At 61.0% G+C, this 22,057-nt stretch carries 22 protein-coding genes; 10 read left to right on the top strand and 12 right to left on the bottom strand.

Annotated features, from left to right (window positions below; all coding sequences use genetic code 11):
* Positions 1–7: 7 nt before the first annotated feature.
* From A7A09_RS12315 to rocF, 6 genes are all read right to left on the bottom strand, one after another.
* Complete coding sequence (locus A7A09_RS12315) at positions 8–2,032, bottom strand: type VI secretion system Vgr family protein (protein ID WP_245999318.1); 2,025 nt, start codon at positions 2,030–2,032, stop codon at positions 8–10.
* Between the two features lie 149 nt (positions 2,033–2,181).
* Positions 2,182–2,496 (bottom strand): hypothetical protein, encoded by a 315-nt coding sequence (locus A7A09_RS20525; RefSeq protein WP_148043652.1) that lies wholly within the window; start codon positions 2,494–2,496, stop codon positions 2,182–2,184.
* A gap of 1 nt (position 2,497) precedes the next feature.
* Entirely contained in the window at positions 2,498–2,956 is a 459-nt protein-coding gene (locus A7A09_RS12310; protein WP_106691685.1) for a hypothetical protein, read from the bottom strand.
* Entirely contained in the window at positions 2,956–3,777 is an 822-nt protein-coding gene (locus A7A09_RS12305) for a hypothetical protein (protein ID WP_106691684.1), read from the bottom strand. Before A7A09_RS12305 ends, A7A09_RS12310 begins: the two co-directional genes overlap by 1 nt.
* 737 nt (positions 3,778–4,514) lie before the next feature.
* Positions 4,515–5,561, bottom strand: a complete 1,047-nt coding sequence (ocd, locus tag A7A09_RS12300; protein WP_106691683.1) for an ornithine cyclodeaminase — start codon at positions 5,559–5,561, stop codon at positions 4,515–4,517.
* The gene (gene rocF, locus A7A09_RS12295; protein ID WP_106691682.1) at positions 5,561–6,487 is read right to left on the bottom strand and encodes an arginase; all 927 of its coding nucleotides are present in this window, start codon (positions 6,485–6,487) and stop codon (positions 5,561–5,563) included. Before rocF ends, ocd begins: the two co-directional genes overlap by 1 nt.
* 118 nt (positions 6,488–6,605) lie before the next feature.
* On the opposite strand from rocF, the gene A7A09_RS12290 reads away from it, so the two are divergent.
* The 8 genes from A7A09_RS12290 to A7A09_RS12255 all read left to right on the top strand — a co-directional run bounded on the left by A7A09_RS12290 (position 6,606) and on the right by A7A09_RS12255 (position 13,038).
* Positions 6,606–7,034, top strand: a complete 429-nt coding sequence (locus tag A7A09_RS12290) for an Lrp/AsnC family transcriptional regulator (RefSeq protein WP_106691681.1) — start codon at positions 6,606–6,608, stop codon at positions 7,032–7,034.
* Between the two features lie 167 nt (positions 7,035–7,201).
* Positions 7,202–8,080, top strand: coding sequence for a MurR/RpiR family transcriptional regulator (locus tag A7A09_RS12285; protein WP_106691680.1), 879 nt, complete (start codon positions 7,202–7,204; stop codon positions 8,078–8,080).
* Positions 8,081–8,109: 29 nt separating this feature from the next.
* Positions 8,110–8,895 carry an ABC transporter substrate-binding protein gene (locus tag A7A09_RS12280; RefSeq protein ID WP_245999317.1) on the top strand — a complete coding sequence of 262 codons (786 nt, stop codon included), beginning with the start codon at positions 8,110–8,112 and terminating at the stop codon, positions 8,893–8,895.
* Positions 8,896–8,929: 34 nt separating this feature from the next.
* Positions 8,930–9,637, top strand: coding sequence for an ABC transporter permease (locus A7A09_RS12275; protein ID WP_106691679.1), 708 nt, complete (start codon positions 8,930–8,932; stop codon positions 9,635–9,637).
* Between the two features lies 1 nt (position 9,638).
* Entirely contained in the window at positions 9,639–10,373 is a 735-nt protein-coding gene (locus A7A09_RS12270) for an ABC transporter permease (protein WP_106691678.1), read from the top strand.
* Positions 10,370–11,131, top strand: a complete 762-nt coding sequence (locus A7A09_RS12265) for an ABC transporter ATP-binding protein (protein WP_106691677.1) — start codon at positions 10,370–10,372, stop codon at positions 11,129–11,131. Before A7A09_RS12270 ends, A7A09_RS12265 begins: the two co-directional genes overlap by 4 nt.
* A 39-nt stretch (positions 11,132–11,170) precedes the next feature.
* On the top strand, positions 11,171–12,322 hold the full coding sequence (menC, locus tag A7A09_RS12260; RefSeq protein WP_106691676.1) for an o-succinylbenzoate synthase: 1,152 nt from the start codon (positions 11,171–11,173) through the stop codon (positions 12,320–12,322).
* Entirely contained in the window at positions 12,319–13,038 is a 720-nt protein-coding gene (locus A7A09_RS12255; protein ID WP_106691675.1) for a GNAT family N-acetyltransferase, read from the top strand. The genes menC and A7A09_RS12255 overlap by 4 nt, the downstream gene beginning before the upstream one ends.
* Positions 13,039–13,086: 48 nt before the next feature.
* Here the strand turns inward: A7A09_RS12255 and A7A09_RS12250 are convergent, their stop codons facing one another.
* The 5 genes from A7A09_RS12250 to A7A09_RS12230 are packed head-to-tail and all read right to left on the bottom strand — an operon-like array spanning position 13,087 to position 19,568.
* Entirely contained in the window at positions 13,087–14,514 is a 1,428-nt protein-coding gene (locus tag A7A09_RS12250) for an alanine/glycine:cation symporter family protein (protein ID WP_106691674.1), read from the bottom strand.
* Between the two features lie 31 nt (positions 14,515–14,545).
* Positions 14,546–16,036: a Na+/H+ antiporter NhaC gene (gene nhaC, locus A7A09_RS12245; RefSeq protein WP_106691673.1), complete on the bottom strand. Its 1,491-nt coding sequence runs from the start codon at positions 16,034–16,036 to the stop codon at positions 14,546–14,548.
* Between the two features lie 37 nt (positions 16,037–16,073).
* Entirely contained in the window at positions 16,074–17,027 is a 954-nt protein-coding gene (speB, locus tag A7A09_RS12240; RefSeq protein WP_106691672.1) for an agmatinase, read from the bottom strand.
* An 11-nt stretch (positions 17,028–17,038) separates the two neighbouring features.
* Positions 17,039–18,742, bottom strand: coding sequence for a flavin monoamine oxidase family protein (locus tag A7A09_RS12235; RefSeq protein WP_106691671.1), 1,704 nt, complete (start codon positions 18,740–18,742; stop codon positions 17,039–17,041).
* A 37-nt stretch (positions 18,743–18,779) separates the two neighbouring features.
* Positions 18,780–19,568 carry a carbon-nitrogen hydrolase family protein gene (locus A7A09_RS12230; protein WP_106691670.1) on the bottom strand — a complete coding sequence of 263 codons (789 nt, stop codon included), beginning with the start codon at positions 19,566–19,568 and terminating at the stop codon, positions 18,780–18,782.
* Positions 19,569–19,772: 204 nt separating this feature from the next.
* Between A7A09_RS12230 and A7A09_RS21500 the strand changes: the two genes are divergently transcribed.
* Together A7A09_RS21500 and A7A09_RS21495 are read left to right on the top strand one after the other, a co-directional pair.
* Positions 19,773–19,949, top strand: a complete 177-nt coding sequence (locus A7A09_RS21500) for a hypothetical protein (RefSeq protein WP_245999315.1) — start codon at positions 19,773–19,775, stop codon at positions 19,947–19,949.
* Positions 19,950–19,969: 20 nt separating this feature from the next.
* Entirely contained in the window at positions 19,970–20,113 is a 144-nt protein-coding gene (locus A7A09_RS21495; RefSeq protein ID WP_245999314.1) for a hypothetical protein, read from the top strand.
* A gap of 67 nt (positions 20,114–20,180) precedes the next feature.
* Here the strand turns inward: A7A09_RS21495 and A7A09_RS12220 are convergent, their stop codons facing one another.
* Positions 20,181–22,025, bottom strand: a complete 1,845-nt coding sequence (locus A7A09_RS12220; protein WP_245999312.1) for a calcium-binding protein — start codon at positions 22,023–22,025, stop codon at positions 20,181–20,183.
* Positions 22,026–22,057 lie beyond the last annotated feature (32 nt).

Here is a 22,057-nt window from a genome sequence, read left to right as displayed (position 1 = left end):
ATTCATCTCAATTCAAATTTATTTTTCTGCCGGTCACCTTAACATCCCCATCAATGCGGATATTCAATGACTTTCCATAAATTGTCACATTTCCATCTGCATCAAAAATCAAACCGGATTTCTTGTTAGTCATCCTTACTCCGGCAGCTGCCCGAATGGATGCCGAGGCATCTGATATGATAGACAGCATTCTACTAGCCTTCATCGAAATTCTTTTAATTGCGTTAATGGTTAAATGGCCAGCTGTGCTTACGTCGGTAGTTTCTGTTGATCCCAACGTCAGAGTATTTCCAGAAAGTACGGCAATGTCGTTTTGGGCCTGAATACGTATTGACCCATTGTCATCGGGCCAATTAGCGCGAGCCTTTTCATATCTCTCAGGATGCGTACGAAATTCGTACCCATGGGGCAGGAGAGCTGCCGCTCCAATCAGATTTCCCTCATGTCCAGCCGATATATCTATGTTCCCAACAACCTCCACCCTACTACTTTCATCGATTCGTTCGTATTTATCTCCAAGAGTTCTTTGGGACTGATTTCCTTCCGTGAGTTCAGATCTATTTCTGAGCGTCCAGATATTCATGTCTCTTTGAGCATGAAGATAGATTTCTTCCTGATCTACCTGGTCCTCAAACCGCAATTCATTGAACCCATCGCCCTGATGCGTATTAGTTCTGAAAGTCGAGCGCGTCTTATGTTCCGACAAAGCATATGGAACTTTGTTACGCCCATTATACACGCAGCCCGTCACCAGCGGCTTGTCGGGATCGCCTTCGAGGAACTCGACGACCACCTCCATGCCTATTCTCGGGATGACGATCCCACCCCAACCATTGCCTGACCAGTTCTGGCTTACCCGGCAACGCATTGAATATGATTTGTCCAAGTCCCAGTGAAATTGGACCAGAATGCGGCCATACTCATCCACGTCAATCTCGCCCTCGCCGACCACCATCGCCGTCTGCGGGCCATAGATGCGTGACAGCGGCGTGCGCTTCGGCGGTACCATCGGCGCGGTGTCCGGCATCAGAACGTAAGATCCCGAATAGCTGTAGCCGTCGCTGCCCGCATCCCCGGTGCCATAGGCTTCGGAAACGAAACTATGGGTCGCGGACAGACAGACGAATGCCTCTCCATGACCCGGCACCTTGTCGCCACCAAGCTTGAAACGGTATCCGCTCGTCAGGCTGACGCAGTCGCCGACCGCCCGGATACGCCGATCAGCGCCACGCTCCTGCCGTACTTTCATACGGGTGATGACTTTGCCGACATCCTCGGAGAGATAATCGCCAGGATATTCATAGCTTTCTATCCGCCCCTCCGGATAGGCGGCGTCGCCCATATGCCGTGTTTCCATGCTCTGATAAGGAGCCTTGAAATTGTAATCCACCTGCCGCACGGCACCGGTGGTCACGTTCCGCTCCGGTTCCCAGGACCAGAAATGCTCTTCTTCTGCCTGATGATGACGATCTGCGGGATGGAATGGCCGCTCTCCGATCAGGGCGAGGTTCAATTCGTCATCGGTGATCACCATTTTATGGCTGCCGGTCACGTGCTGAAAATAATAGCTGATACCGAACCGCTCCATCAGGCGGCGCGCAAAATCCATATCATTTTCGGAATATTGCACGGTGTATTCGAGTTCGGGATAATCAAATGCCAATTTGATCTCGAATGCCGGATCGCCAAGATGGGCATAATCCGCGAACAATTCTCGCAGGATCTGCTCTACTGTCTTTCTATGCCAGATCCGCTGGTTTCGCCGCAGTCCGGCCAGATACAGCCAGGGCCGCAAGGTCAGCGCATATTTGAAGCCGTTTTCTCCCGCACCCGCCCACTGGGCACTCGTCACGATCCCAGAGAACGGCCGCATGGTTTCATGTGCCTCGATCTCAACCGTGGCCTGTGTTCCGATCAACTGATCGAAGTCCAGATCGTCCTGTGTTGCCAGTGCTTCCACCCGATACTCGAACAGATCGTTCATCCGATCGGTGCCGTCGAAGCGCAACAGGGCCAAGGCGTCCTCGCCCAAGACTGTACTCAGCCGACCGACACGCCCAGATTGACTAAATGTACCATCCATAATCGGTCCCCCTGACTATCAAATCTTGCAAATATTGACGATCAGAATGGAGTTCGATGATGGAAAAGTCCAGATCTACGGTTACGGACAGTCTCACCTTACCCACATCTTACCCACATCGCGCGCTCGATAGCTGCACGCTTGCAGATATTCCACGCTTTCCAAAAGGCCAGACTTAACCGTCGGGCTTCGATCCGCTTCTGTGATCCGGGTGGGTAGGCACTGAAATGGTTGTCGCCGAAGGCCCGCCGATAGCGGGCTGCCAACTTTTGCTTTCGCCTGCGCAGGAATACCGGAATCGTAGGCCAATGTTCCCCGCATATCCATTCCTCGTCTACGCGGATCGGCGGCTCTCCCTTGCGCTGGCCGCGCGTTCTGCGGCAGCCGGGAACGATGCAGGTCAGGCGGGTCATTTCAGGCTCCGTTCGTCGTATTCGGAGGCGGCAGTCGCAGTGGCCCGTCCGTCAAGGCAATTGCATCCCCTACCCTCCGCCCGTCAGGCAAGTGGATGTGCGGCAGGAACGCGGTATCGGTGTTGATAAAGCCCGCCGCCATCATCGCGGCCTGCGCCTTGATCCAGTCGGCCATGATCGCCCAGGCAGCGCTCTCGGCCACCTTGCGTGCCTTGGCCGTGTGGTCTGCCTCTTTGGTCCTCGGCCCGCGCTTATTCTCGTTCAGCCAGGCCTCGGCATAGGCTCCAACGCGGACAGGGATCGTTACCTCTCGCCCGTGCAGCCGGAACTGCGCGATGATCTGGTCGGCATCGTCATCGACCATGAAGCCGACGGCCGTCGCGCCCACGCTGCGCAGGGTGTCGCGGATTTCTTTCTCGCGGGCTTGGCCGGCGGTCGAGGATGCATAGGGAAGCGCCATCACGCTGCCTCGCCTGACTGAACGGAAACCAAGGCTTGCAGCGACTCGATTTCATCGGCCGCTTTGCGCAGGCGCTCGGTCAACGGCCCGAAACCCGTGCTGACTTCGGACAAGGCGCGGGCGGCCCGGCCCCATGCCTTGGGATCTCGAATGCCGCCGTAGATGGATCGGAAATCGGCATCCGAACCGAAGGCGGCTTCAAATTCGGAAACCGCCTCCGCGCCCTCGGCCAGTTTCCGCGTGCGGCGCTCCACTGCCTGCTCAACATCTTTCTTGTATCGCTCTCTCTGCTTTTCGGCCTCGGCCCACTGCGCTTCGCGGGCTTCTCGCATGGCCTCGTTCATGATCGCCTGCATAGCGCCGTCAGCGCGGCGCAGGAGCGCGGCAAGGAACCGGCGGTTGATCGGTTCGGCCTCGGTTTTTTCGGCCTCGCGGATCGTGTGCCAGCGTTTCCCGTCGAACTCGCGCAGGCCCCAGGCAGGAGGCAGGTCGGACAGGTCATCCACGATGCCTGGCGGCGTGTGGATCCACCACCGATCGCAGTACTTGGCGATAGCCTCAGCCTTTTGCGGATTGGCCGCCTCGCGCTTCCAGTCCGAACGGGAAACCTTGATTTCCACGCCATGCAGTTCCAGCCCACGTGACGGCCACAGCGACATGATCACGGCATCAGCATAGCGGCCGGTATTTGCCCCGGTCCCTTCGCCGACCTCATACATGATCGCGTATTCCGGAGCGGCCCATCGCTTCGCCATGGCGGCCGTCATGTCCGAGGTTTTCAGCTTCTTGGGATTGGCCTTCTTCGAGAACAGATCAGCCATGGCGAACCTCCGAAAATGCGACCAAAGCCTGTCCGGTCCCGTTTCGGTGCGGAAATAACGGGACCAAAGCGCTCGAAACGGGTTCAAACACGGAACAAACGAGGGATTTTAGGCGAACAAACCCTCTATCCCTGCCCTCCGAAGGCAGAGGCCAGAGGTTCGAATCCTCTCGGGTGCGCCAATCTTTGCAATATGTCACTGCCCAGGCAGAATATTCCGGCACTTTGCAGCCTGGATTCTCCCCGGATTGGCTGCCGCCTGACTCGCGGGAAAAGGCGGAGCAAGAAATTGAACGGCCATCGTTTCAACCCGCAGATCGCCATGCGGATGAGGCTACGCTTCCTTATCTACGGCGCGATTCTGGTTTCGTATTCTTGAATGAACGCAATGAAATAACATCCATTTCCTTCCTCACGCCCCCGTCAGGATGCTGCAGATACGCAAGCTCATGCCCCGGTCATGAACCTGGGTCGGAGCGTTTGCAAAGAAACAAGAGATCAGCAATCAAAGAAGAAATAGAGCCGGATCAGGCCCCGGCCAGCGCCATATCAAGCGCAATCCGGCCCGATACGAATCTCCTTCGATTGACCGGGCGCTCCATATGCAGCGGCATTTGGAGAAATGCTCCCTTCATATGCAGGTCTCGCGCGGCCTGGCCGGTTTGCGGCTCAGCCAGCATTACCGGAACGGAGCGCCCGGCACGGTCCCTGAAACCACGCGTTTCCAGTGGCGGCGGCTCAGCCCGCCCGCATCAGCATCCCGAACAGGTCGCGCGGATCATCGGGATCGGCCAGCAGGTCCAGCTTCTGGAAGTAGTCGCTGTCCTTGATCAACCCGTGCACGTAACGCAGCGCACTGAAATCCTCGGTCGCGAACCCCACCGAATCGAAGAGCGTGATCTGCTTCGCATCGCGACGCCCCGGCACCTCGCCGCGCATCACCTGCCACAGTTCGATCACCGGGTGATCCTCGTCCAGTTGCTGGATCTCTCCTTCGATCCGGGTCTGCTCGGGGTATTCCACGAAAATATCCGAGCGCAGCAGGATATCGCGATGCAATTCCGTCTTGCCCGGGCAGTCGCCGCCGATGGCGTTGATATGGATGCCCGCGCCGACCATGTTGTCGGTCAGGATCGTCGCATATTGCTTGTCCGCCGTGCAGGTGGTGACGATCTGCGCACCCTCGACGGCGGAATGCCCGTCGGAACACCGGACCACCTCGAAACCCTGCGCCTCCAGGTTGGCCGCCGCCTTTGCGGTCGCCGCCGGGTCGATGTCATAGAGCCGCAGCTTGTTGATACCGCACAGCACACGAAAAGCCAGCGCCTGGAACTCGCATTGCGCGCCATTCCCGATCATCGCCATGCAATCCGCACCCCTGGGCGCCAGATAGCGGCCGACCAGCGCCGAAGTCGCCGCCGTGCGCAGCGCCGTCAGCACCGTCATCTCGCTCAGCAGGATCGGATAGCCATTCGCGACCGAGGACAGCACGCCAAAGGCCGTCACGGTCTGGTAACCCTCCTTCATGTTCTTCGGATGGCCGTTCACATATTTGAACCCGTAATGCTCGGCATCCGCCGTCGGCATCAGCTCGATCACCCCGTCGCGGGAATGACTGGCAACGCGCGGCGTCTTGCCGAATTCCGGCCAACGCTTGAAATCCTCTTCGATGCAGGCGGCAAGCCCCTTCAGGAACGGTTCGACGCCGGTGGAATTGACCAGCCGCATCATGTTGTCGACCGATACGAAGGGCACATAGGCAAGCGGGGAAGGTGCGGGTTTCATCAGTAGCTCCGGGTCATGCGGTCAAGGATGCGGCGGCCGAACAGGCTCGCCGCCAGGTCGCAAAGCAAGCGGGCGGTGTGGCCGCGCTCATCGAGGAAGGGATTCAGCTCGACCAGGTCCAGCGAGGTCACCAGCCCGCTGTCGCCCAGGGTTTCCATGACCAGATGCGCTTCGCGGAAGGTCGCCCCGCCCGGAACGGTGGTGCCGACCGCCGGGGCGATATCGGGCTCAAGGAAATCGACATCGAAACTGACATGCAGCATGCCCTCCGCCGCGCGCACCCTGTCAAGGAACCCGGCCAGCGGCTTCATGACGCCAAGCTCGTCGATCGCACGCATGTCGTAAACCTCGATCCCCTGCGCTTTGATCAGGGCATGCTCCGCCTCGTCGACCGAGCGTATTCCCATCATGCACAGGTTTTGCGGATCGACGGCATGTTTCAGTGGCGGATAAGCATCAAATCCCGGCTGTCCGGTGAAATAGGCCGCGGGCGTGCCATGCAGGTTGCCGCTATCGGTGCTGTCGAGCCGATGCAGGTCGGGATGCGCATCCAGCCACAGCACGAAAAGCGGCCGCCCCTGCTCCGCCGCAAAGCGCGCCAGTCCGGGCACGGTCCCCGCCGAAAGCGAATGATCCCCGCCCAGGAAAACCGGCAGATCATGTGCCGACGCGGCGTCGAAGGCTGCGCGCTCCAGCACCTCTATCCAGGCGCAGGTCTCGGCGAGGTTGTGGATCGCCGCATTCGGGTGATCCCGTGGTTCTTGCGGCGGGATGCGCAGGTCGCCAAGATCGCTGACCGCCCAGCCCAGATCGGCCAACGCGGCTGGCAGCCCGGCGGTGCGCAGGCTGGCAGGGCCCATCAGGCAGCCCGGTTGCGATGCGCCGGTCTGGATCGGCGCTCCTAGCAGGGAACAGGTTCTGGACATATCGCCTCCTTGATTCCCTGCGAGAATGCGGGGATGAGATGGCGATAGCGATTGTCATTTTGCCCATATCGGATATATTTTCATCCAATATGGACATGTTTTTGATCGAATTGGCAGAATGAAATCCCTTTCGCAGATCGACCGCGCCATCATCGCCGCCCTCCGGGTGGATTCGCGCATGTCGATCACGCAATTGGCGCATACGGTCGGCACCTCGCGCAGCACCGCCCGCCTCCGGCTGGAGGCGTTGGTGGCCGAGGGGCGCATCCGCCGCTTCACCATTGAAACCGATGTGGATGTCGAGGGCGAGGTCCGGGCCATCACCATGGTCGAATTGCAGGGGCGCATGTCGCGCAAGGTGGTCAGCACCCTGACCCGCATCCCCGAGGTCTCGACCATCTTCGCCACCAATGGCGCATGGGATCTTGTAGTCGAGATCCGGACCGACTCGCTGGTGAATTTCGATCGCGTCCTGCGCGAAATCCGCGAGGTGCCCGGCGTTCTCAACAGCGAAAGCTGCCTGTTGCTGGCGCATGTAGCGGGATGAATGCGGGGCATTCGCCCTGCGACCGGATCAGGACAGAGCGAAAAATCCCGTTGGATTTCACGGAGAAAGCTTTGCGACAGAGTGACAGTTAAATTAATTTATTGACACAATGACAGATAACTTTCACAAATCGATCAGCATTATCCGGCGCGCAAAGAGGTTCCAGCTTGTCGCTTTCCGTAAGGCCACGCCTGACGCAGGCACTTGAAAACGGCTCCAAGGCCGACAAGGGACTTGCCAATTTCATGTTGAACGCGATGGCGGAGGTGCCCTTTGAAACCGCGGCGAGCCTGGCGGCAAAGGTCGGGGTCAGCGAGGCGACGGTCGGCCGCTTCTGCCGCTCCATGGGTTACAAGAGCTTCAAGGATCTCAAGGAGCATCTGAAGGCGGATCTGGGCGATCGTCCCTGGCTGGTCAGTGACAGGCTGTCCGAACTGACAAGGACCGCCCGCACGGATCAAAGCCATCTGCATCTCGGGATGGAGATGGAAATCGCCGCGGTCGTAAGGGTCTACGAACTGGCCGGCACACCCGAATGGCAACGCGCGGTGGAACGGCTGGCAAGCTCCGAGGCCGTCTATGTCGCGGGCTTCCAGACCGAACGCGGTATCGCCCAGTATTTCGCCAACCAGATGCAATATCTGCGCGACCGGGTGACATTGCTCAATCTTGCCGACGGCAATTTCGCCGAAGTGCTGGCCTCGGACGGCAATGCCTGCCTGGTAATCTTCGAGGCGCGGCGCTATTCGCGGCTCGCCAAGCTCCTTGCCCGGGAAGCCCAGGAGCTTGGCATTCCGGTGACCCTGATCACCGATGTGTTCTGCGATTGGGGACATGATGTCGCGCAAGAGGTTTTCGCCGTCCCGACCCAGTTCAATCAATTCTGGGATTCCACGGCGCAGATGGCCAGCCTCTGCAACCTGCTGATCAACGGCGTGTTCCTGGAACTCGGGCCGGATGTCGAAACCCGGCTCAAGCGCATCGCCACGCTCTATGGCAGCTTCATCGGTCATGTCGGTGACCCGGTCGCCCCGATCAAGAAATAACAGAAACCAATCCAACAGGAGATATTCCCATGAAAACCAACATGAAACTGACGGCCATCCTGACCGCGGCGGCGATGGCAGCGGCCCTGTCCCCGACCGCCTCGGCGCAGACATTGCGGCTTGGCACCGAGGGCGCCTATCCCCCGTTCAACTATATCGAATCCGATGGCACCATCACCGGCTTCGATGTCGAGATCGGGCTGGAGCTGTGCAAGCGCATGGGCGAGGAATGCGAGGTCGTGGCGCAGGATTGGGACGGCATCATTCCCGGTCTTCTGGCCAGCAAATACGATTTCATCATCGCCTCGATGTTCATCACCGAGGATCGCAAGAAACAGGTGGCCTTCACCGATCCCTATTACCTTGCCGCCATGACCCATGTCGTGCCGAAGGATTCGGACATCACCGAATTCACCAACGAGGCGCTGGCTGGAAAGGTCATCGGCGCGCAGTCCGGAACCACGCAGGCCGATTACATCGAGGCCGTCTATCCCGATGCGGATATCCGCCTCTATCCCACACAGGACGATGCCAATCTCGACATGGCTTCGGGGCGTATCGACCTGCAGGTCGGGGATATTTTGCCGATGCATGACTGGACATCCAAGACAGAGGATGGAAGCTGCTGCGAACTGGCGGGGGAGCTTATCACCGATCCGGAATTCGTCGGTGATGGCGTGGGCATCGCCGTGCGCAAGGAAGACGAGGAACTGCGCGAAAAGCTGAACGCCGCGCTGGCCGAGATCCGCGAGGACGGAACCTACCAGACGATCAACGACAAGTATTTCGATCTCGACGTCTACACGATGAAGTAATCGCGGCAATCTCTCAGCCGGGAGGTTGACCAAAATGCTCGAACTGCTTTCCTACGGCGATACCGGTTGGGGAGACGAGATCCTGCGGGGGCTGGCGATTACCATTCAATTGGCAATCGTCACGCTTCCCGTCGGGCTATGTCTTGGATTCATGGCCGCCTTTGCCTCGATGTCGCGATACAGGGCGCTGCGCGCATTGGGCTTCGGCTATACCACACTGATGCGCGGGCTGCCCGAGATCCTGACCCTGTTCGTGGTCTATAACGGGGTCGGCCTGTTGTGGAACATGCTGCTGAAATGGTGGAACCCCGATGCTCCGGGCAGCGATTTCAGCCCCTTCTGGGCTGGCGTCGTCGCGCTCGGTATGGTGTTCGGAGCCTTTGCCTGCGAGGTGCTGCGGGGTGCCTTCAACTCGCTCGACCATGGGCAGGCAGAGGCCGGGCGCGCCATCGGCATGACCCGGGCCAAGATCTTCCGCCGCATCCAGTTGCCGCAGCTCTGGCGCTTCGCGCTGCCCGGGCTCGGCAATCTCTGGATCAACATGCTGAAGGATACGGCGCTCGTGTCGATCATCGCGCTGAACGACCTGATGCGGATGACCAGCGTGGCGGTCGGCGTCACCAAGCAGCCCTTCACCTTCTACCTGCTGGCATGCCTGCTCTACTGGGCCATGTGCATCCTGTCCGAACTGGTGCTGGCGCGCATGGAAAAACACGCCAATCGCGGCGTCAGGAGGGCCTGAGATGCATCCGATCGAGACCCTTCTCGACAGTTGGCCCAAGCTGCTCGACGGCACCCTGATGACGCTCAAGCTGACCCTGATGGGCGCGTTGATCGCAGGGCTGCTCTCGCCCGGTTTCGCACTGATCCGCAGTCATGCTTCGCCATTGGCGCAGGCACCGCTGCGGCTCTATATCTCCTTCATGCGCGGAACGCCCATTCTCGCGCAGCTTTTCCTGATCTTCTACGGGTCGGGCCAGTTCCGCCCCGTCTTGCAGGAATGGGGGCTGTGGAATTTCTTCCGGGACCCGTTCAACTGCGCATTGCTGGCCTTTGCGCTCAATTCGACCGCCTACCAGACCGAGATCCTGCGCGGCGGTATCCAGGGCGTCGCCCATGGCGAAATCGAGGCGGCAAGGGCCATCGGCATGAACCGCCTGAAGATCCTGCGGCGGGTGGTGTTCCCGCATGCCTATCGCATCGCGTGGCCGGCGCTTGGAAACGAGGTGATCCTGCTGATGAAGGCCAGCGCATTGGCCAGTGTCGTCACGGTCTTTGACCTGATGGCGCAGACGCGCAGGGTTTTCTCGCGCAGCTTCGACTTCTCGGTCTATCTCTGGGCGGCGCTGATCTACCTGTGCCTGACCGCCGCCTTCGTCCTGGTCTGGAGACTGGCCGAACGCCGTCTAGGCCGCCACATCCTCGCCCGACAACAGCCGCGCCCCGGCGCGCCAACCCCCAGGGAAACACAGGCATGACCAATCAGCCGGACGTGATCCTCAAGGCCGAGGATATCCACAAATCCTTCGGCAATATCGAAGTCCTGAAAGGTATCTCGCTTGAGGCACGCAAACATGACGTGATCTCGATCCTCGGCTCGTCAGGGTCAGGGAAAAGCACCTTCCTGCGCTGCCTCAATTTCCTCGAAACCCCGACCTCGGGCAAGGTGACCGTGCATGGCGAGGAGGTTCTCGTGAGAAACGGCCGTCCGCAGAACGCACGCCATATCGAACAAATCCGCGCGCGGCTTGGCATGGTGTTCCAGCAGTTCAACCTGTGGACCCATCGCACCGTTCTGGAAAACGTGATGGAAGGCCCTGTCCAGGTAAAGGGCGAAAGCAGGGCCGAGGCGCGCGACAGGGCGGAAACCCTGCTGAAACGTGTCGGGCTGGAGCAGCGGATGGACATGTTCCCGTCCCAGCTTTCCGGCGGGCAACAGCAGCGCGTGGCAATTGCGCGCGCGCTTGCCATGGAACCCGACGCGATCCTGTTCGACGAACCCACTTCGGCGCTGGACCCGGAACTTGTCGGCGAGGTGCTGAAGGTGATGCAGTCGCTGGCCGCCGAGGGCGTGACCATGATCGTCGTGACGCATGAAATGAATTTCGCCCGCGACGTCTCCTCCGAAGTCGTGTTCCTGCACGAGGGACGCATCGCCGAACAGGGCCCGCCAGACCAGATGTTCGGAAATCCGCAAACCGATGTCTTCAAACGATTCATCGCCAAGGTGCGGTGATCCCGCCCTTCCCTGCCCCCTTATTCCGAGCATTCCCGCATGACCGTTGATCCGACACCCCCAACCGCCACGGCCTTTCAGGGCATCCGGGTGGATTCCGCCGAGCTGCATATCGTCAACCTGCCGCTCGTCACGCCTTTCGTGATTTCCACCGGCACCATGACCAGCAAGACCTTTCCGCTCCTGGTCCTCAGGGGCGAAGGGATCGAGGGGATTGCCGAGGCGGTGATGGATCCGCAACCGGATTACCTTGAGGAAACCATCGCCGGGGCCATGGAATTCCTGCGCGGCACCCTTTTGCCCCGGATCGTCGGCAAGCGCTTTTCGTCACCCTACGAGCTGGCGCCGATCCTCACCCCGTGGCGCGGCAATCGCATGGCCAAGGCCGTGGTCGAAATGGCTTTCTGGGATCTCTGGTCGAAAAGCCTGAACCTGCCGCTGAAGGCCGCGCTTGGCGGGGTCCGCGACGCGGTCGATGTCGGGGTCAGCCTTGGCATCGCGCCGATCGAGACCACGCTCGAACATGTCGATGAGGCCATCGCGAAAGGATACAAGCGCACCAAGCTGAAAATCGCCCAGGGCCATGACGTCAGGCTGGTCGAGGCGGTGCGCAAACACCATCCGGATATAAAGCTGACCGTGGACGCCAACACGGATTACGGATTGGCCGACACGGCGGTGCTGCGGGCGCTCGATGCCTTCAATCTCGATTATATCGAGCAGCCGCTGGCATTCGACGACATCCAGGATCACGCGAAACTGCAAGCCTCGCTGAAAACCGCGATCTGCCTGGACGAGAGTATCCGCGCGCCATCGGATGCCCGCAAGGCGCTGGAGATCGGCGCGGCAAGGGTCATCAATATCAAGGTTGGCCGGGTCGGCGGCTTCATGGCCGCGCGCGCCATTCACGATCTTTGCGCCGCCTTCGACGCGCCTGTGTGGTGCGGCGGCATGCTGGAAAGCGGCATCGGTCGCGCCCATAACATCCATCTGGCAACCATGGCGAATTTCACCAAGCCGGGCGACACCTCCAGCGCCAGCCGCTATTTCCATCGCGACATCATCAACGAGCAGCTTGAAGCCGTGAATGGCCGGATGCCGGTGCCAGTCAACGGTCCGGGCATCGGCGTGACGCTCGACCACGCGTTCCTGGCAAGCGTCACCAGCCATAGCGAGGAAGTCAGGCCATGACCGTCCCGGAAATCCGCGAACTGGCCTCGCTGGCAGAGTTGAAACGCGCCGAACAGTTCCAGCGCGAGGTCTGGGGCAAGGACGATCCTGCCGACAATTCCGATCTCATGCTGGCCATTCAGCATGAGGGCGGGCTGGTGGCCGGGGCTTTCCTCGAAGGCCGGATGCTGGGCTTTCTCTTTGGCTTCCCGACCAGCCGGCCCGAAATACAGCACTCGCACCGTCTCGCCGTGCATCCCGACAGCCGTGGCATGGGGTTGGGGGTCAAGCTGAAATGGTTCCAGCGCGACTGGTGCCTGCAGCGCGGCATCACCCTTGTGCGCTGGACCTATGATCCGCTGCGCCGGATCAATGCCAGCCTGAATATCGCCCGCCTCGGCGCGACCGCGGGAACCTATCACGAGGATTATTATGGCCAGATGGAAGGCATCAATGCGGGCATCGCCTCGGATCGGTTGCTGGCCGACTGGCAACTGACCTCATCCGGGGTCAAGGCCCGAGCCAGTGATACGGGCCTTGACCCGGATGCCCCGGCAGAGATGGATTTGACAATCGCGATCCCCGAGGATCTGGATGCGTTGATCGCCCGGGATCTCGACCGGGCGAGATCCGAACGCTTGCGCGTCCGGCACGAGCTCACCTCGGCCTTTGCCGATCACTACCGCATCACCGGCTTCGACAATACCGCCTGCCGCTATATCCTCTCGCGGGTCTGACCGCCGGTCCAACGGGGCATTTGCCGACGGACAGACCCATCCTTGGCCTTACCGGGACGCCGAGGCCCCGTCGCTCCAGATTTCCTTGTTCACGCCCGGTGCGATTTCTGGATGTTCCTCGACCAGGAATCTCGGCTCTTGCCCGGCCTTGCGCTGACTCAGGTAGTCGCGGGTCACGTAAACCACGGTTCCCGACAACAGCGTGATGGCGACAAGGTTGATGGTGGCCATCAGCCCCATGCTCGCATCGGCAAAGTCGAACACCGTTCCGACCGTCTGGATCGCGCCCCAGATGACCATGGCCAGCACCCCAAGGCGCATCGCCATGACCCCGCCGGTTCCGCCGCCCAGGTAGATCACGGCATTCTCTGCATAGGAATAATTGCCGATGATCGAGGTGAAGGCGAAGAAGAAGATCGCCACGGCCACGAAATGCGCGCCAAAGCCGCCGAAATGATCGGTCAAGGCCGCTTGCGTCAGGTTGACGCCTGTCAACTGCTCGGACGGGATCACATCGGCCAGCAGGATCATCACCGCCGTCGCCGTGCAGACCAGCAGCGTGTCGATGAAGACACCAAGCGCCTGCACGAAACCCTGGCTCGAAGGGTGATGCGGGGCGGGCACCGCGACCGCCGCGATATTCGGCGCCGACCCCATCCCCGCCTCGTTCGAGAACAGCCCGCGCTTGATCCCGTTCATGGCCGCCGCGATGATCCCGCCCGACACGCCGCCGACGGCCTCTTGCAGGCCAAAGGCCGATTTCACGATACCGGCCAGGATGCCGGGCACCGCGGTGATGTTCAGCAGCAGCACCACGACCGCGACCAGCAGATACAGCCCCGCCATGGCCGGCACGACCATTTCCGCCACCCGGGCGATCTGCGGGATGCCGCCGAAGATGATCATGCCGACAAGCACGGCCAGCCCGATGCCGACATATATCTTGGGCAGCCCGACCGAAAGCTCGACCGCCTCGGCGATGGAATTGGCCTGGACCGCGTTGAAGATCAGCCCGAAGGACAGGATCAGCGCCACCGAGAAAAGTGCCGCCAGCCATGGCAGTTTCAGGCCATGGGCGATGTAATAGGCCGGTCCGCCGCGATACATCCCCCCGGGGCCGTGCACCTTGTAAAGCTGGGCAAGCAGCGATTCCGAATAGGCGGTTGCCATGCCGACCAGGGCGACCAGCCACATCCAGAAGATTGCCCCCGGCCCGCCAAGCGTCAGCGCGACGGCGACGCCCGCGATATTGCCGGTGCCGACCCGGCTGGCCAGCGAGACAGTCAGCGCCTGGAACGGGGAAATCCCATCGCGATCCGTCTCGCCCGATCCCGCGACGCAGCGCCACATCTCGCGGAAATGAAGGATCTGGATGAGGCCGAGACGAAAGGTGAAATACACACCCACGGCCAACAGCCCGTAAATCAGGACATATCCCCAGAGAATGGTATTCACGAAACCGATAACTGTGCTCATGGCCGAATCTCCTGCTTGATATGAATTCCGATCAGGATACGGACGATCCGGTCGGCTTGCCAATCTCTGCCATGCCTGTTTCGCCGTGATCTTCCGCATCGGCGGCAGCGAAGGCCAGCACCGAGTCCGGATCATCCTCGATCCGCTGGATCGTCCAGCCCATATAGCCGAACAGGATCGTCACCAGTGGCGACAGCCAGCAGAAGAAGTTGAACGGCAGATAGGCCAGCGTCGCGACCCCCAGCACCCCGGACTGATAGGCTCCGCCAGAGTTCCACGGCACGAGATTCGCGGTCACCGTCGCGCTGTCCTCGACCGCACGCGAAAGGTTCTTCGGATGCAATCCGCGATCGCGATATTCCTGCGCGAACATCCGGCCGGACATGACGATTGCCATGTATTGATCGCAAACCAGCAGGTTGGCGGCAATGCCGGTCAGCGCGGACGAGGCGATCAGCGAGCCGGTGCTCTTCGCGCGCTCCAGCAGCCGCTGCACGACCACCCGCATCTGCCCGGTCCGCTCGGCCACGCCGCCGAACATCATCGCGACGACGATGATGGCCACGGTATACATCATGCTCAGCATCCCGCCCTTGGCCAGCAATTCGTCCACCTCACCCACCCCGGTATCGGGCGAGAAGCCGTTCAGCGCCACATCCAGGAAATCGCCGTAACCGTTGCCCTGGAACATTACCCCGAGGATCGCGGCGGAAAGCGCGCCGATGGTGATACCGGGGATCGCGGGAACCCGGAAATAGGAGACGACGCAGACCAGCACCGGCGGAATCAGGAAAACCGGGCTGATGACGAAATTGTCGTTCAGCGCGGTGAGGAAAACCTCGATCTGCGACAGATCGGCATGATCCGCGCCATAGCCAAGGCCGATGATGACGAACAGCACGAGGGTCAACCCGATAGAGACCGAAGTCGTATAGGTCATATGCTTGATATGCGTATACAAATCCGTTCCGACCATGGCCGGGGCAAGGTTGGTGGTATCGGATAGCGGCGACATCTTGTCTCCGAAATAGGCGCCCGACAGGACCGCTCCGGCAACGATAGGCTCCGGCAGCCCCAGCCCCGAGCCGATCCCCATGAAGGCGATCCCCAACGTGCCCGTGGTGCCCCATGAGGATCCGGTCGCCAGCGAGGTGATCGAGCAGATCACCAGTGTCGCGGCAAGGAAATAGCTGGGCGACAGCGCCTGCAACCCGTAATAGAGCAGCGTCGGCACCACGCCGGACATGATCCAGATGCCGATCAGGATCCCGATGATCATCAGGATGATGACCGCCTGCAACGCATTGGTGACACCGCCGATCATGCCTTCCTGGATGACATGCCAGGAATAACCCGCACGCAGCCCGATGATGCAGGCAACCATCACGCCAAGCAGCATGGGAATATGCGGATCCTGTTCGTAGAACACGATGGCGCTCGATATGCCGCCCACAAGGGCGAGCATCGAAAGAACTGCCTCCCAGAAATACGGCCCTCGTGGCGCCTTCGTCATTTCACTCATGACTTTCCCCCTGTCCATTATCGTGACCGGTCTTCAGTTAACCGGTTCGGTATTGCACTCCCGGCAGCACGCAGAGCATCTCGTAAAGCAGGTTCGCCGCCGTGATCGCGGTATTGCCGCTCGGATCATAGGGCGGCGAGACCTCGACGCAGTCCGCGCCCACGATATTCAGGCCGCGGCATCCGCGAATGATCTCGATGCCCTGGATCGGGGTCAGCCCGCCGATTTCCGGCGTGCCGGTGCCGGGCGCGAAACCGGGATCAAGCGCGTCGATATCGAAGGTCAGATAGACCGGCCCATCGCCCATCTGCGCCCGGATTTCATCCATCAGAGGGGTCAGCGACTTGTGCCAGCATTCCTCGGCGGGCACCACGCGCGCGCCCAGTGATGCGGTCCAGTCGAAATCGTCGGCGGCATATCCCGTGCCGCGCAGCCCGATCTGCGCCATGCGCTTGGGATCGATCAGTTCTTCCTCGATGGCGCGGCGGAAGGGCGTGCCATGGGCGATCCTTTCGCCGAACATATGCTCGTTGACATCGGCATGCGCATCGACATGGATCAGCCCGACCTTGCCGTAAACCTTTTTCATCGCCCGCAGGATCGGCAGGGGCAGCGTGTGATCTCCGCCCAGGGTCAGGGGCCTGCAGCCATGCGACAGGATGTCGTCATAGGCCTCTTCGAGGATCCGCAGCGTCTCGGTCATGTTGAAGGTATTGATCGCGACATCGCCGATATCCGCCACTTGCAGCGACTCGAAGGGCGCGGCGCGGGTGGCCATGTTATAGGGCCGGATCATGCAACTCTCGGCGCGGATCTGGCGTGGCCCGAAGCGGGTGCCGGGGCGGTTCGACACCCCGATATCCAGCGGCACGCCGACGAAACAGGCGTCTAGCCCCTGCGCGGTGGGTTGGGTCGGCAAACGCATCATCGTCGCCGGCCCGCCAAAGCGGGGCATCTCGTTGCCGCCAAGCGGTTGATTGAAACTCGGCATGGTCATTCCCCCTATTCCGGCAGTTCGACGGGCTTGCGGTCCTCCCACAGATCGCCCGGCCCCGGATTTTCGCGTGCGGTTTTCCCGCCAAAGTGATGCATGATCCCCCAGACCGCGTTGAGCGCGGTCTGCACCGCCCCCTCGACCCATGCCGGAACCCAACCGATATCGTCCCCGGCAAAGAAAATGCCGCGCTCTTGCGGAGGCAGCCTGTCCTGCATGAATTGCCGATACATCCGGTGGTTATAGCGATAATGACCGGGCAAGGCCCCCTTGAAGGCGCCAAGGAAACTGTCGTTCTTTTCCCAGCTGACCGAGATCGGATTGCCGACGATATGCCTGGTGATATCGACACCGGGATAGATCTTGCCCAGGGTATCGAGGCAAATCTCGACCCGCCGCTCGGTCGAGAGCGGCAGCATCTTCAGCGCGTCGGTCATCCATGAATAGCTGAGGCAGATCACCCCCGGCCGGTCATCGCCCAGGTCGAACAGATAGGTGCCGCGCGTGATCCGGTCGGTCAGCGTCATCGACAGCGTGTCGCGCCCGGTTTCGGGATTCTTGTCCTTCCAGAAGGGCCGGTCCACCATGACGAAGGTCTTGTTCGACTGCATGTAACGCGTGCGGTCCATCGCCATCCACAGCTTGCTGGACAGCAGGCTCTCATCGGTATCGATGCCGGTGGTCAGCAGGTGGCTCTGGCAGGTCACCAGCAGGGCGGCGAAATCCTCGGTCCGTCCCCATTGGTCGGTGACCGCGATGCGATCGGGACCGGTCCGCCGGATCCTCCGCGCGGCGGGGCGCGGCGCGCCGCCATTCAGCCCGATCAGCGTCGTGCCCTTCGGCCAATGCGCCATGCGTTCGGGCGAGCGCCGCCACAGCCCCTGCGGCATCTGCTCGACCCCGCCAAGGATGAAACGCTGGTTCTCGTCGCATTCGGTGACATTGACGCGCAGGATTTCAAGCATCGAGTTGGGGAAGTCGGAATCCCATCCTCCGGTGCCGAAGCCGACCTGCCCGAAAACCTCGCGATGGCGGAAATCGAGCTTCTTGAAGGCGCTTGAATGGGTCAGGAAATCATAGAAGGTCCGCTCATCCCATTCCTTGATGATGGGATCCCATATCTCCTTGATCCGCTTGGGATCCCGATCCCGGATCGCCCCTTTCAGCGCGGTGAAATTCGCGCCTTCCTCCAATGCCTCGTCATAGGCCTGGGCGACATCGCGGTAAAGCTGCGGCAGGTCGTCCAGCGTCTCGGCGTAATGGGTCTCGTCCTCGAGATGGATCACCGTCGAACCCGCCGCCGGATCCAGCGGGTTGGGAAAGGGCCTGCTCTCCAGCCCCAGCTTGTCGATATAGTGATAGAAGCCGCGAGAACTCACCGGGAAACGCATCCCGCCAAGTTCCGCGACGATCCCGTCCGAGCCCTCGAATTCATGCGACCGCAGGCGCCCGCCCAACTCGTCGCTTTCGAACAGGATCGGATGCAGGCCCATCTTCATCAATTCATAGGCCGCGATCATCCCCGCCGCGCCCGAACCGATGACCGCCACCCGCGTGCCATGCCGGTCGGCGGGCACCGAGCCAAGGCCATGCGGGCTGGCAAGGTAATCGTCATAGGCAAAGGGAAAATCCGGGCCGAACAGGGTCACCGCAGGGGCATCCACCGTCTGGCCGTCGCTGTCCTCCGGGCGGGGGTTGGGGAATTGGCTCATCGAAGTCTCCCTGTTGTTGGCTTGGCGGTCGGGTCTGTTACGAGCGATAAAGCTCGGGGCGCAAATCCCTGTAATGTGTGCTTGTTTCCCGGATCCGTTCGAAATCGGCGCGGTCCAGTGTCGCGGTCACGACCTCTTCTGCGTCAAGCGAGGCGCGTGCGCGGTCGTCACCATCTGGCCCCGCAAGGCAGGACAGGCCGCAATAGTCGAATTCGCCCTCGCTGCCGACATAATTGGCATAGGCGACGTAAATCTCGTTCTCCTCCGCCCGGGCCGGAACGATCCGGTTCGGGATGCCGTAATAGGGCCGCATATTGGCCGTCGGACAAAGCACCACTTCCGCCCCTGCCTGGGCATGGCAGCGGGTGAGTTCGGGAAACTCGATATCGTAGCAAATGGCGAAACCGACGCGCCATCCCCTGAACACAACCACGGGGGCCAGCCTGTCGCCGGCTGTGAACATCGCGCGGTCGGCCTCTCCGTAGAGATGGGTCTTGCGAAAGCCGACCACCGGGCTGCCATCAGCATCCAGCAAGATGCCGGCGTTATACACGACCCCTCCGGCACGTTCCGGAAATCCCGTCAGGACCGCCACGCCATGCTTGCGCGCCAGATCGGCCAGACCCACGATCATCGGACCATCGGCGGGTTCGGCCAGCGCGTTCACCCGCGCCGCACCGATGTTATACCCGGTCAGATACATCTCGGGCGTTATCAGCAACTCGCTTCCGCGCGCCTTCGCATCGGCCAGGGCGGTGTCGAGCCTCGCCAATGCCTCCTCTGCGCCGCCGACAACCGGGCTTGCCTGAAGCAAATCGATCTGCACCCCGTCTCCCTTCGATCCATGCACAAAATTCTTGCGCGCTTCGTTACACCTTGTAGCATGGTGATATCGGAGATGCGAGCATGTCAATAATTTCCTCAGAGCCGGAACTTGACTATTCCCGCGGGGAAGGCTCGGGTAACGGGCAAGGGGAAACGTCCCCTCGATGACGACATGCGGGGACGAGGGAGGAACGGTTTACGGTCCATGACAGCACCACTGCCGACCGCGATCACCGAGGTCAAGCAATCCGACCTTGCAGGTCTCATCGACAGCTATCGCTTGACCGGACACCCCGCCATTGTCCGCGTGGAGCGGGAAAATCTTGGCGGCGGCTTTGGCGATCAGTCGCGGTTTCCGAATACCTGGCTGTCTATTTCCTGATCGACGGCCAATGGGCGGAATTGCGCTCGGAACGCGGGTTGCGGCGGGAATGGAGCAGTCTCGACCGGCTGGAACGCTGGCTCCTGTCGATGGGGTTTCGCTGTTTCTGGGTGCGAAACGAGATCGAACCGATCGCGGGCGACGGCGGCGCCGGGCAGCAATGATCACCGGAGCGAGCCGATAAGGCCCGCGCCAACAGGGGCGCGGGCTGGTTTCGAATGCGGCTATCCGTCAGAGGATGAAATCATCCGCGGTGAGATGGGAAAGCCCCTCAAGCCGGATCGCGAAATCGGCGGAGCCGTCACCATCGACATCGCCGCGGACCGCCACCCCACCGCGACCGGCGGCATACCAGACCGAATTCGCCTGCGCATCGGTGCCGGAAAAGCCGAAACGCTGGTTGCCGCCCGCCATTACATTCGCGTCGATGCGGCCCAGATCCAGCTGATCGATGCCCGAGACGAAATCATAAACGGTGTCCCGGCTCGCGCCGGCACTGCTGTCGCTGACCGCCGTGAAGATGAACGTGTCCCGGAAACCATCATTTCCGCCATAGAGCCTGTCAGCACCCCTGCCGCCGATCAGAACGTCACGGCCAGCGCTGCCGAGAAGGGCGTCATCTCCGTTCCCACCGTCCAGCCTGTCGAAGCCTTCATCCCCATAAAGCGTGTCATGGCCGTCGCCGCCGATCAGGACGTCATTTCCCTCGCGGCCACGCAGGATATCATTTCCGTTTCGCCCCCAGAGCCGGTTTGAACCGGCATCTCCAAGCAGTTGATCGGCGTGGTTCGACCCGCCGAAGCTCTCGACATCGCTATAGCTGTCGCCCGCCGCCTCGCCGGTATTGTTGCCGGACAGGACCAGGTCCGCACGCAGCCCTTGCTGGGCCGAGCCATATTCCACCAGGTCGACGCCTGCACCGCCGTTCAGCCTGTCCGCCCCCCTGCCGCCGATCAGCACGTCACGACCATCTCCGCCGAAGAGAGCGTCGGTTCCGTTCCCACCGTCCAGCCTGTCACGGCCTTCATCGCCATAAAGCGTGTCATGACCGTCGCCGCCGGCCAGGACGTCATGTCCCTCGCGGCCACGCAGGATATCATTTCCGTTTCGCCCCCAGAGCCGGTTTGAACCGGCATCTCCAAGCAGTTGATCGGCGTGGTTCGACCCGCCGAAGCTCTCGACATCGCTGTAGCTGTCGCCCGCCGCCTCGCCGGTATTGTTGCCGGACAGGACCAGGTCCGCACGCAGCCCTTGCTGGGCCGAGCCATATTCCGCCCGGTCGATGCCTGCACCGCCGTTCAGCCTGTCCGCGCCCTTGCCGCCGATCAGCACGTCACGATCATCTCCGCCGAAGAGAGCGTCATGACCGCCCCCACCGTTCAGCGTATCATGGCCTTCATCGCCATAAACGGTGTCATTGCCATTTCCACCATCCAGGACGTCATGTCCTTCGCGGCCGCGCAGGATATCATTTCCGTCCTGCCCCCAGAGCCGGTTTGAACGGGCATCTCCAAGCAGTTGATCACCATGTTCCGATCCGAGAAGTCCCTCGATACCGTCATAGCTGTCGCCCGCCGCCTCGCCGGTATTGTTGCCGGACAGGACCAGATCGGCACGCACGGCCTCGCGTGCGGATTCGTATTCCGCGCGATCAAAGCCCGCACCACCGATCAATATGTCGTCTCCCCTGCCGCCCTTCAGCGTGTCGGCCCCGTCTCCGCCGATCAGCCGATCAGCACCGCCAAGGCCCGCGAGAAGGTCGTTCCCGGCACCGCCGATCAAGACATTCACCTGACCATCCCCGGCCAGCGTATCATTGCCTCCGCCGCCGGTCACATTCTCGAAACCCGAGATCACGTTGCCCGTGGCCGCACCTCCCGTGGCGGTATTGTTATACAGGCGAATATCGACGGCAGCCTTGGTCCATGAATAGGTCAGTGTGTCTACGCCGTAACCGCCTTCCAGCGTATCGGCGCCACCATAGCCTGCTATGATGTCGTGCCCGTTCTGTCCTCTCAGCACATTCGCCTGACCATCCCCGGCCAACGTGTCATCGCCCAGAGGACTACCGCTCACATTCTCGATATTCTTGATCCGGACGACAGTGC

The sequence above is a fragment of the Paracoccus methylarcula genome (assembly GCF_003007735.2).
GTDB classification, from domain to species: Bacteria; Pseudomonadota; Alphaproteobacteria; order Rhodobacterales; family Rhodobacteraceae; genus Paracoccus; species Paracoccus methylarcula.
The sequence above is the reverse complement of the archived record's forward strand: the minus strand, read 5'-3'. Positions and strand labels throughout refer to the sequence as shown.

Bases quoted from the DNA above. Each gene is read 5' to 3' on its own strand.
- A7A09_RS12275 (WP_106691679.1), top strand. From the start codon at position 8,930: ATGCTCGAACTGCTTTCCTACGGCGATACCGGTTGGGGAGACGAGATC.
- A7A09_RS12270 (WP_106691678.1), top strand. From the start codon at position 9,639: ATGCATCCGATCGAGACCCTTCTCGACAGTTGGCCCAAGCTGCTCGAC.
- nhaC (WP_106691673.1), bottom strand. From the start codon at position 16,036: ATGAGTGAAATGACGAAGGCGCCACGAGGGCCGTATTTCTGGGAGGCA.
- A7A09_RS12310 (WP_106691685.1), bottom strand. From the start codon at position 2,956: ATGGCGCTTCCCTATGCATCCTCGACCGCCGGCCAAGCCCGCGAGAAA.
- A7A09_RS12305 (WP_106691684.1), bottom strand. From the start codon at position 3,777: ATGGCTGATCTGTTCTCGAAGAAGGCCAATCCCAAGAAGCTGAAAACC.
- A7A09_RS21500 (WP_245999315.1), top strand. From the start codon at position 19,773: ATGACAGCACCACTGCCGACCGCGATCACCGAGGTCAAGCAATCCGAC.
- A7A09_RS12290 (WP_106691681.1), top strand. From the start codon at position 6,606: ATGAAATCCCTTTCGCAGATCGACCGCGCCATCATCGCCGCCCTCCGG.
- A7A09_RS12250 (WP_106691674.1), bottom strand. From the start codon at position 14,514: ATGAGCACAGTTATCGGTTTCGTGAATACCATTCTCTGGGGATATGTC.
- menC (WP_106691676.1), top strand. From the start codon at position 11,171: ATGACCGTTGATCCGACACCCCCAACCGCCACGGCCTTTCAGGGCATC.
- speB (WP_106691672.1), bottom strand. From the start codon at position 17,027: ATGCCGAGTTTCAATCAACCGCTTGGCGGCAACGAGATGCCCCGCTTT.
- A7A09_RS12280 (WP_245999317.1), top strand. From the start codon at position 8,110: ATGAAAACCAACATGAAACTGACGGCCATCCTGACCGCGGCGGCGATG.
- A7A09_RS12235 (WP_106691671.1), bottom strand. From the start codon at position 18,742: ATGAGCCAATTCCCCAACCCCCGCCCGGAGGACAGCGACGGCCAGACG.
- ocd (WP_106691683.1), bottom strand. From the start codon at position 5,561: ATGAAACCCGCACCTTCCCCGCTTGCCTATGTGCCCTTCGTATCGGTC.
- A7A09_RS12255 (WP_106691675.1), top strand. From the start codon at position 12,319: ATGACCGTCCCGGAAATCCGCGAACTGGCCTCGCTGGCAGAGTTGAAA.
- A7A09_RS20525 (WP_148043652.1), bottom strand. From the start codon at position 2,496: ATGACCCGCCTGACCTGCATCGTTCCCGGCTGCCGCAGAACGCGCGGC.
- rocF (WP_106691682.1), bottom strand. From the start codon at position 6,487: ATGTCCAGAACCTGTTCCCTGCTAGGAGCGCCGATCCAGACCGGCGCA.
- A7A09_RS12265 (WP_106691677.1), top strand. From the start codon at position 10,370: ATGACCAATCAGCCGGACGTGATCCTCAAGGCCGAGGATATCCACAAA.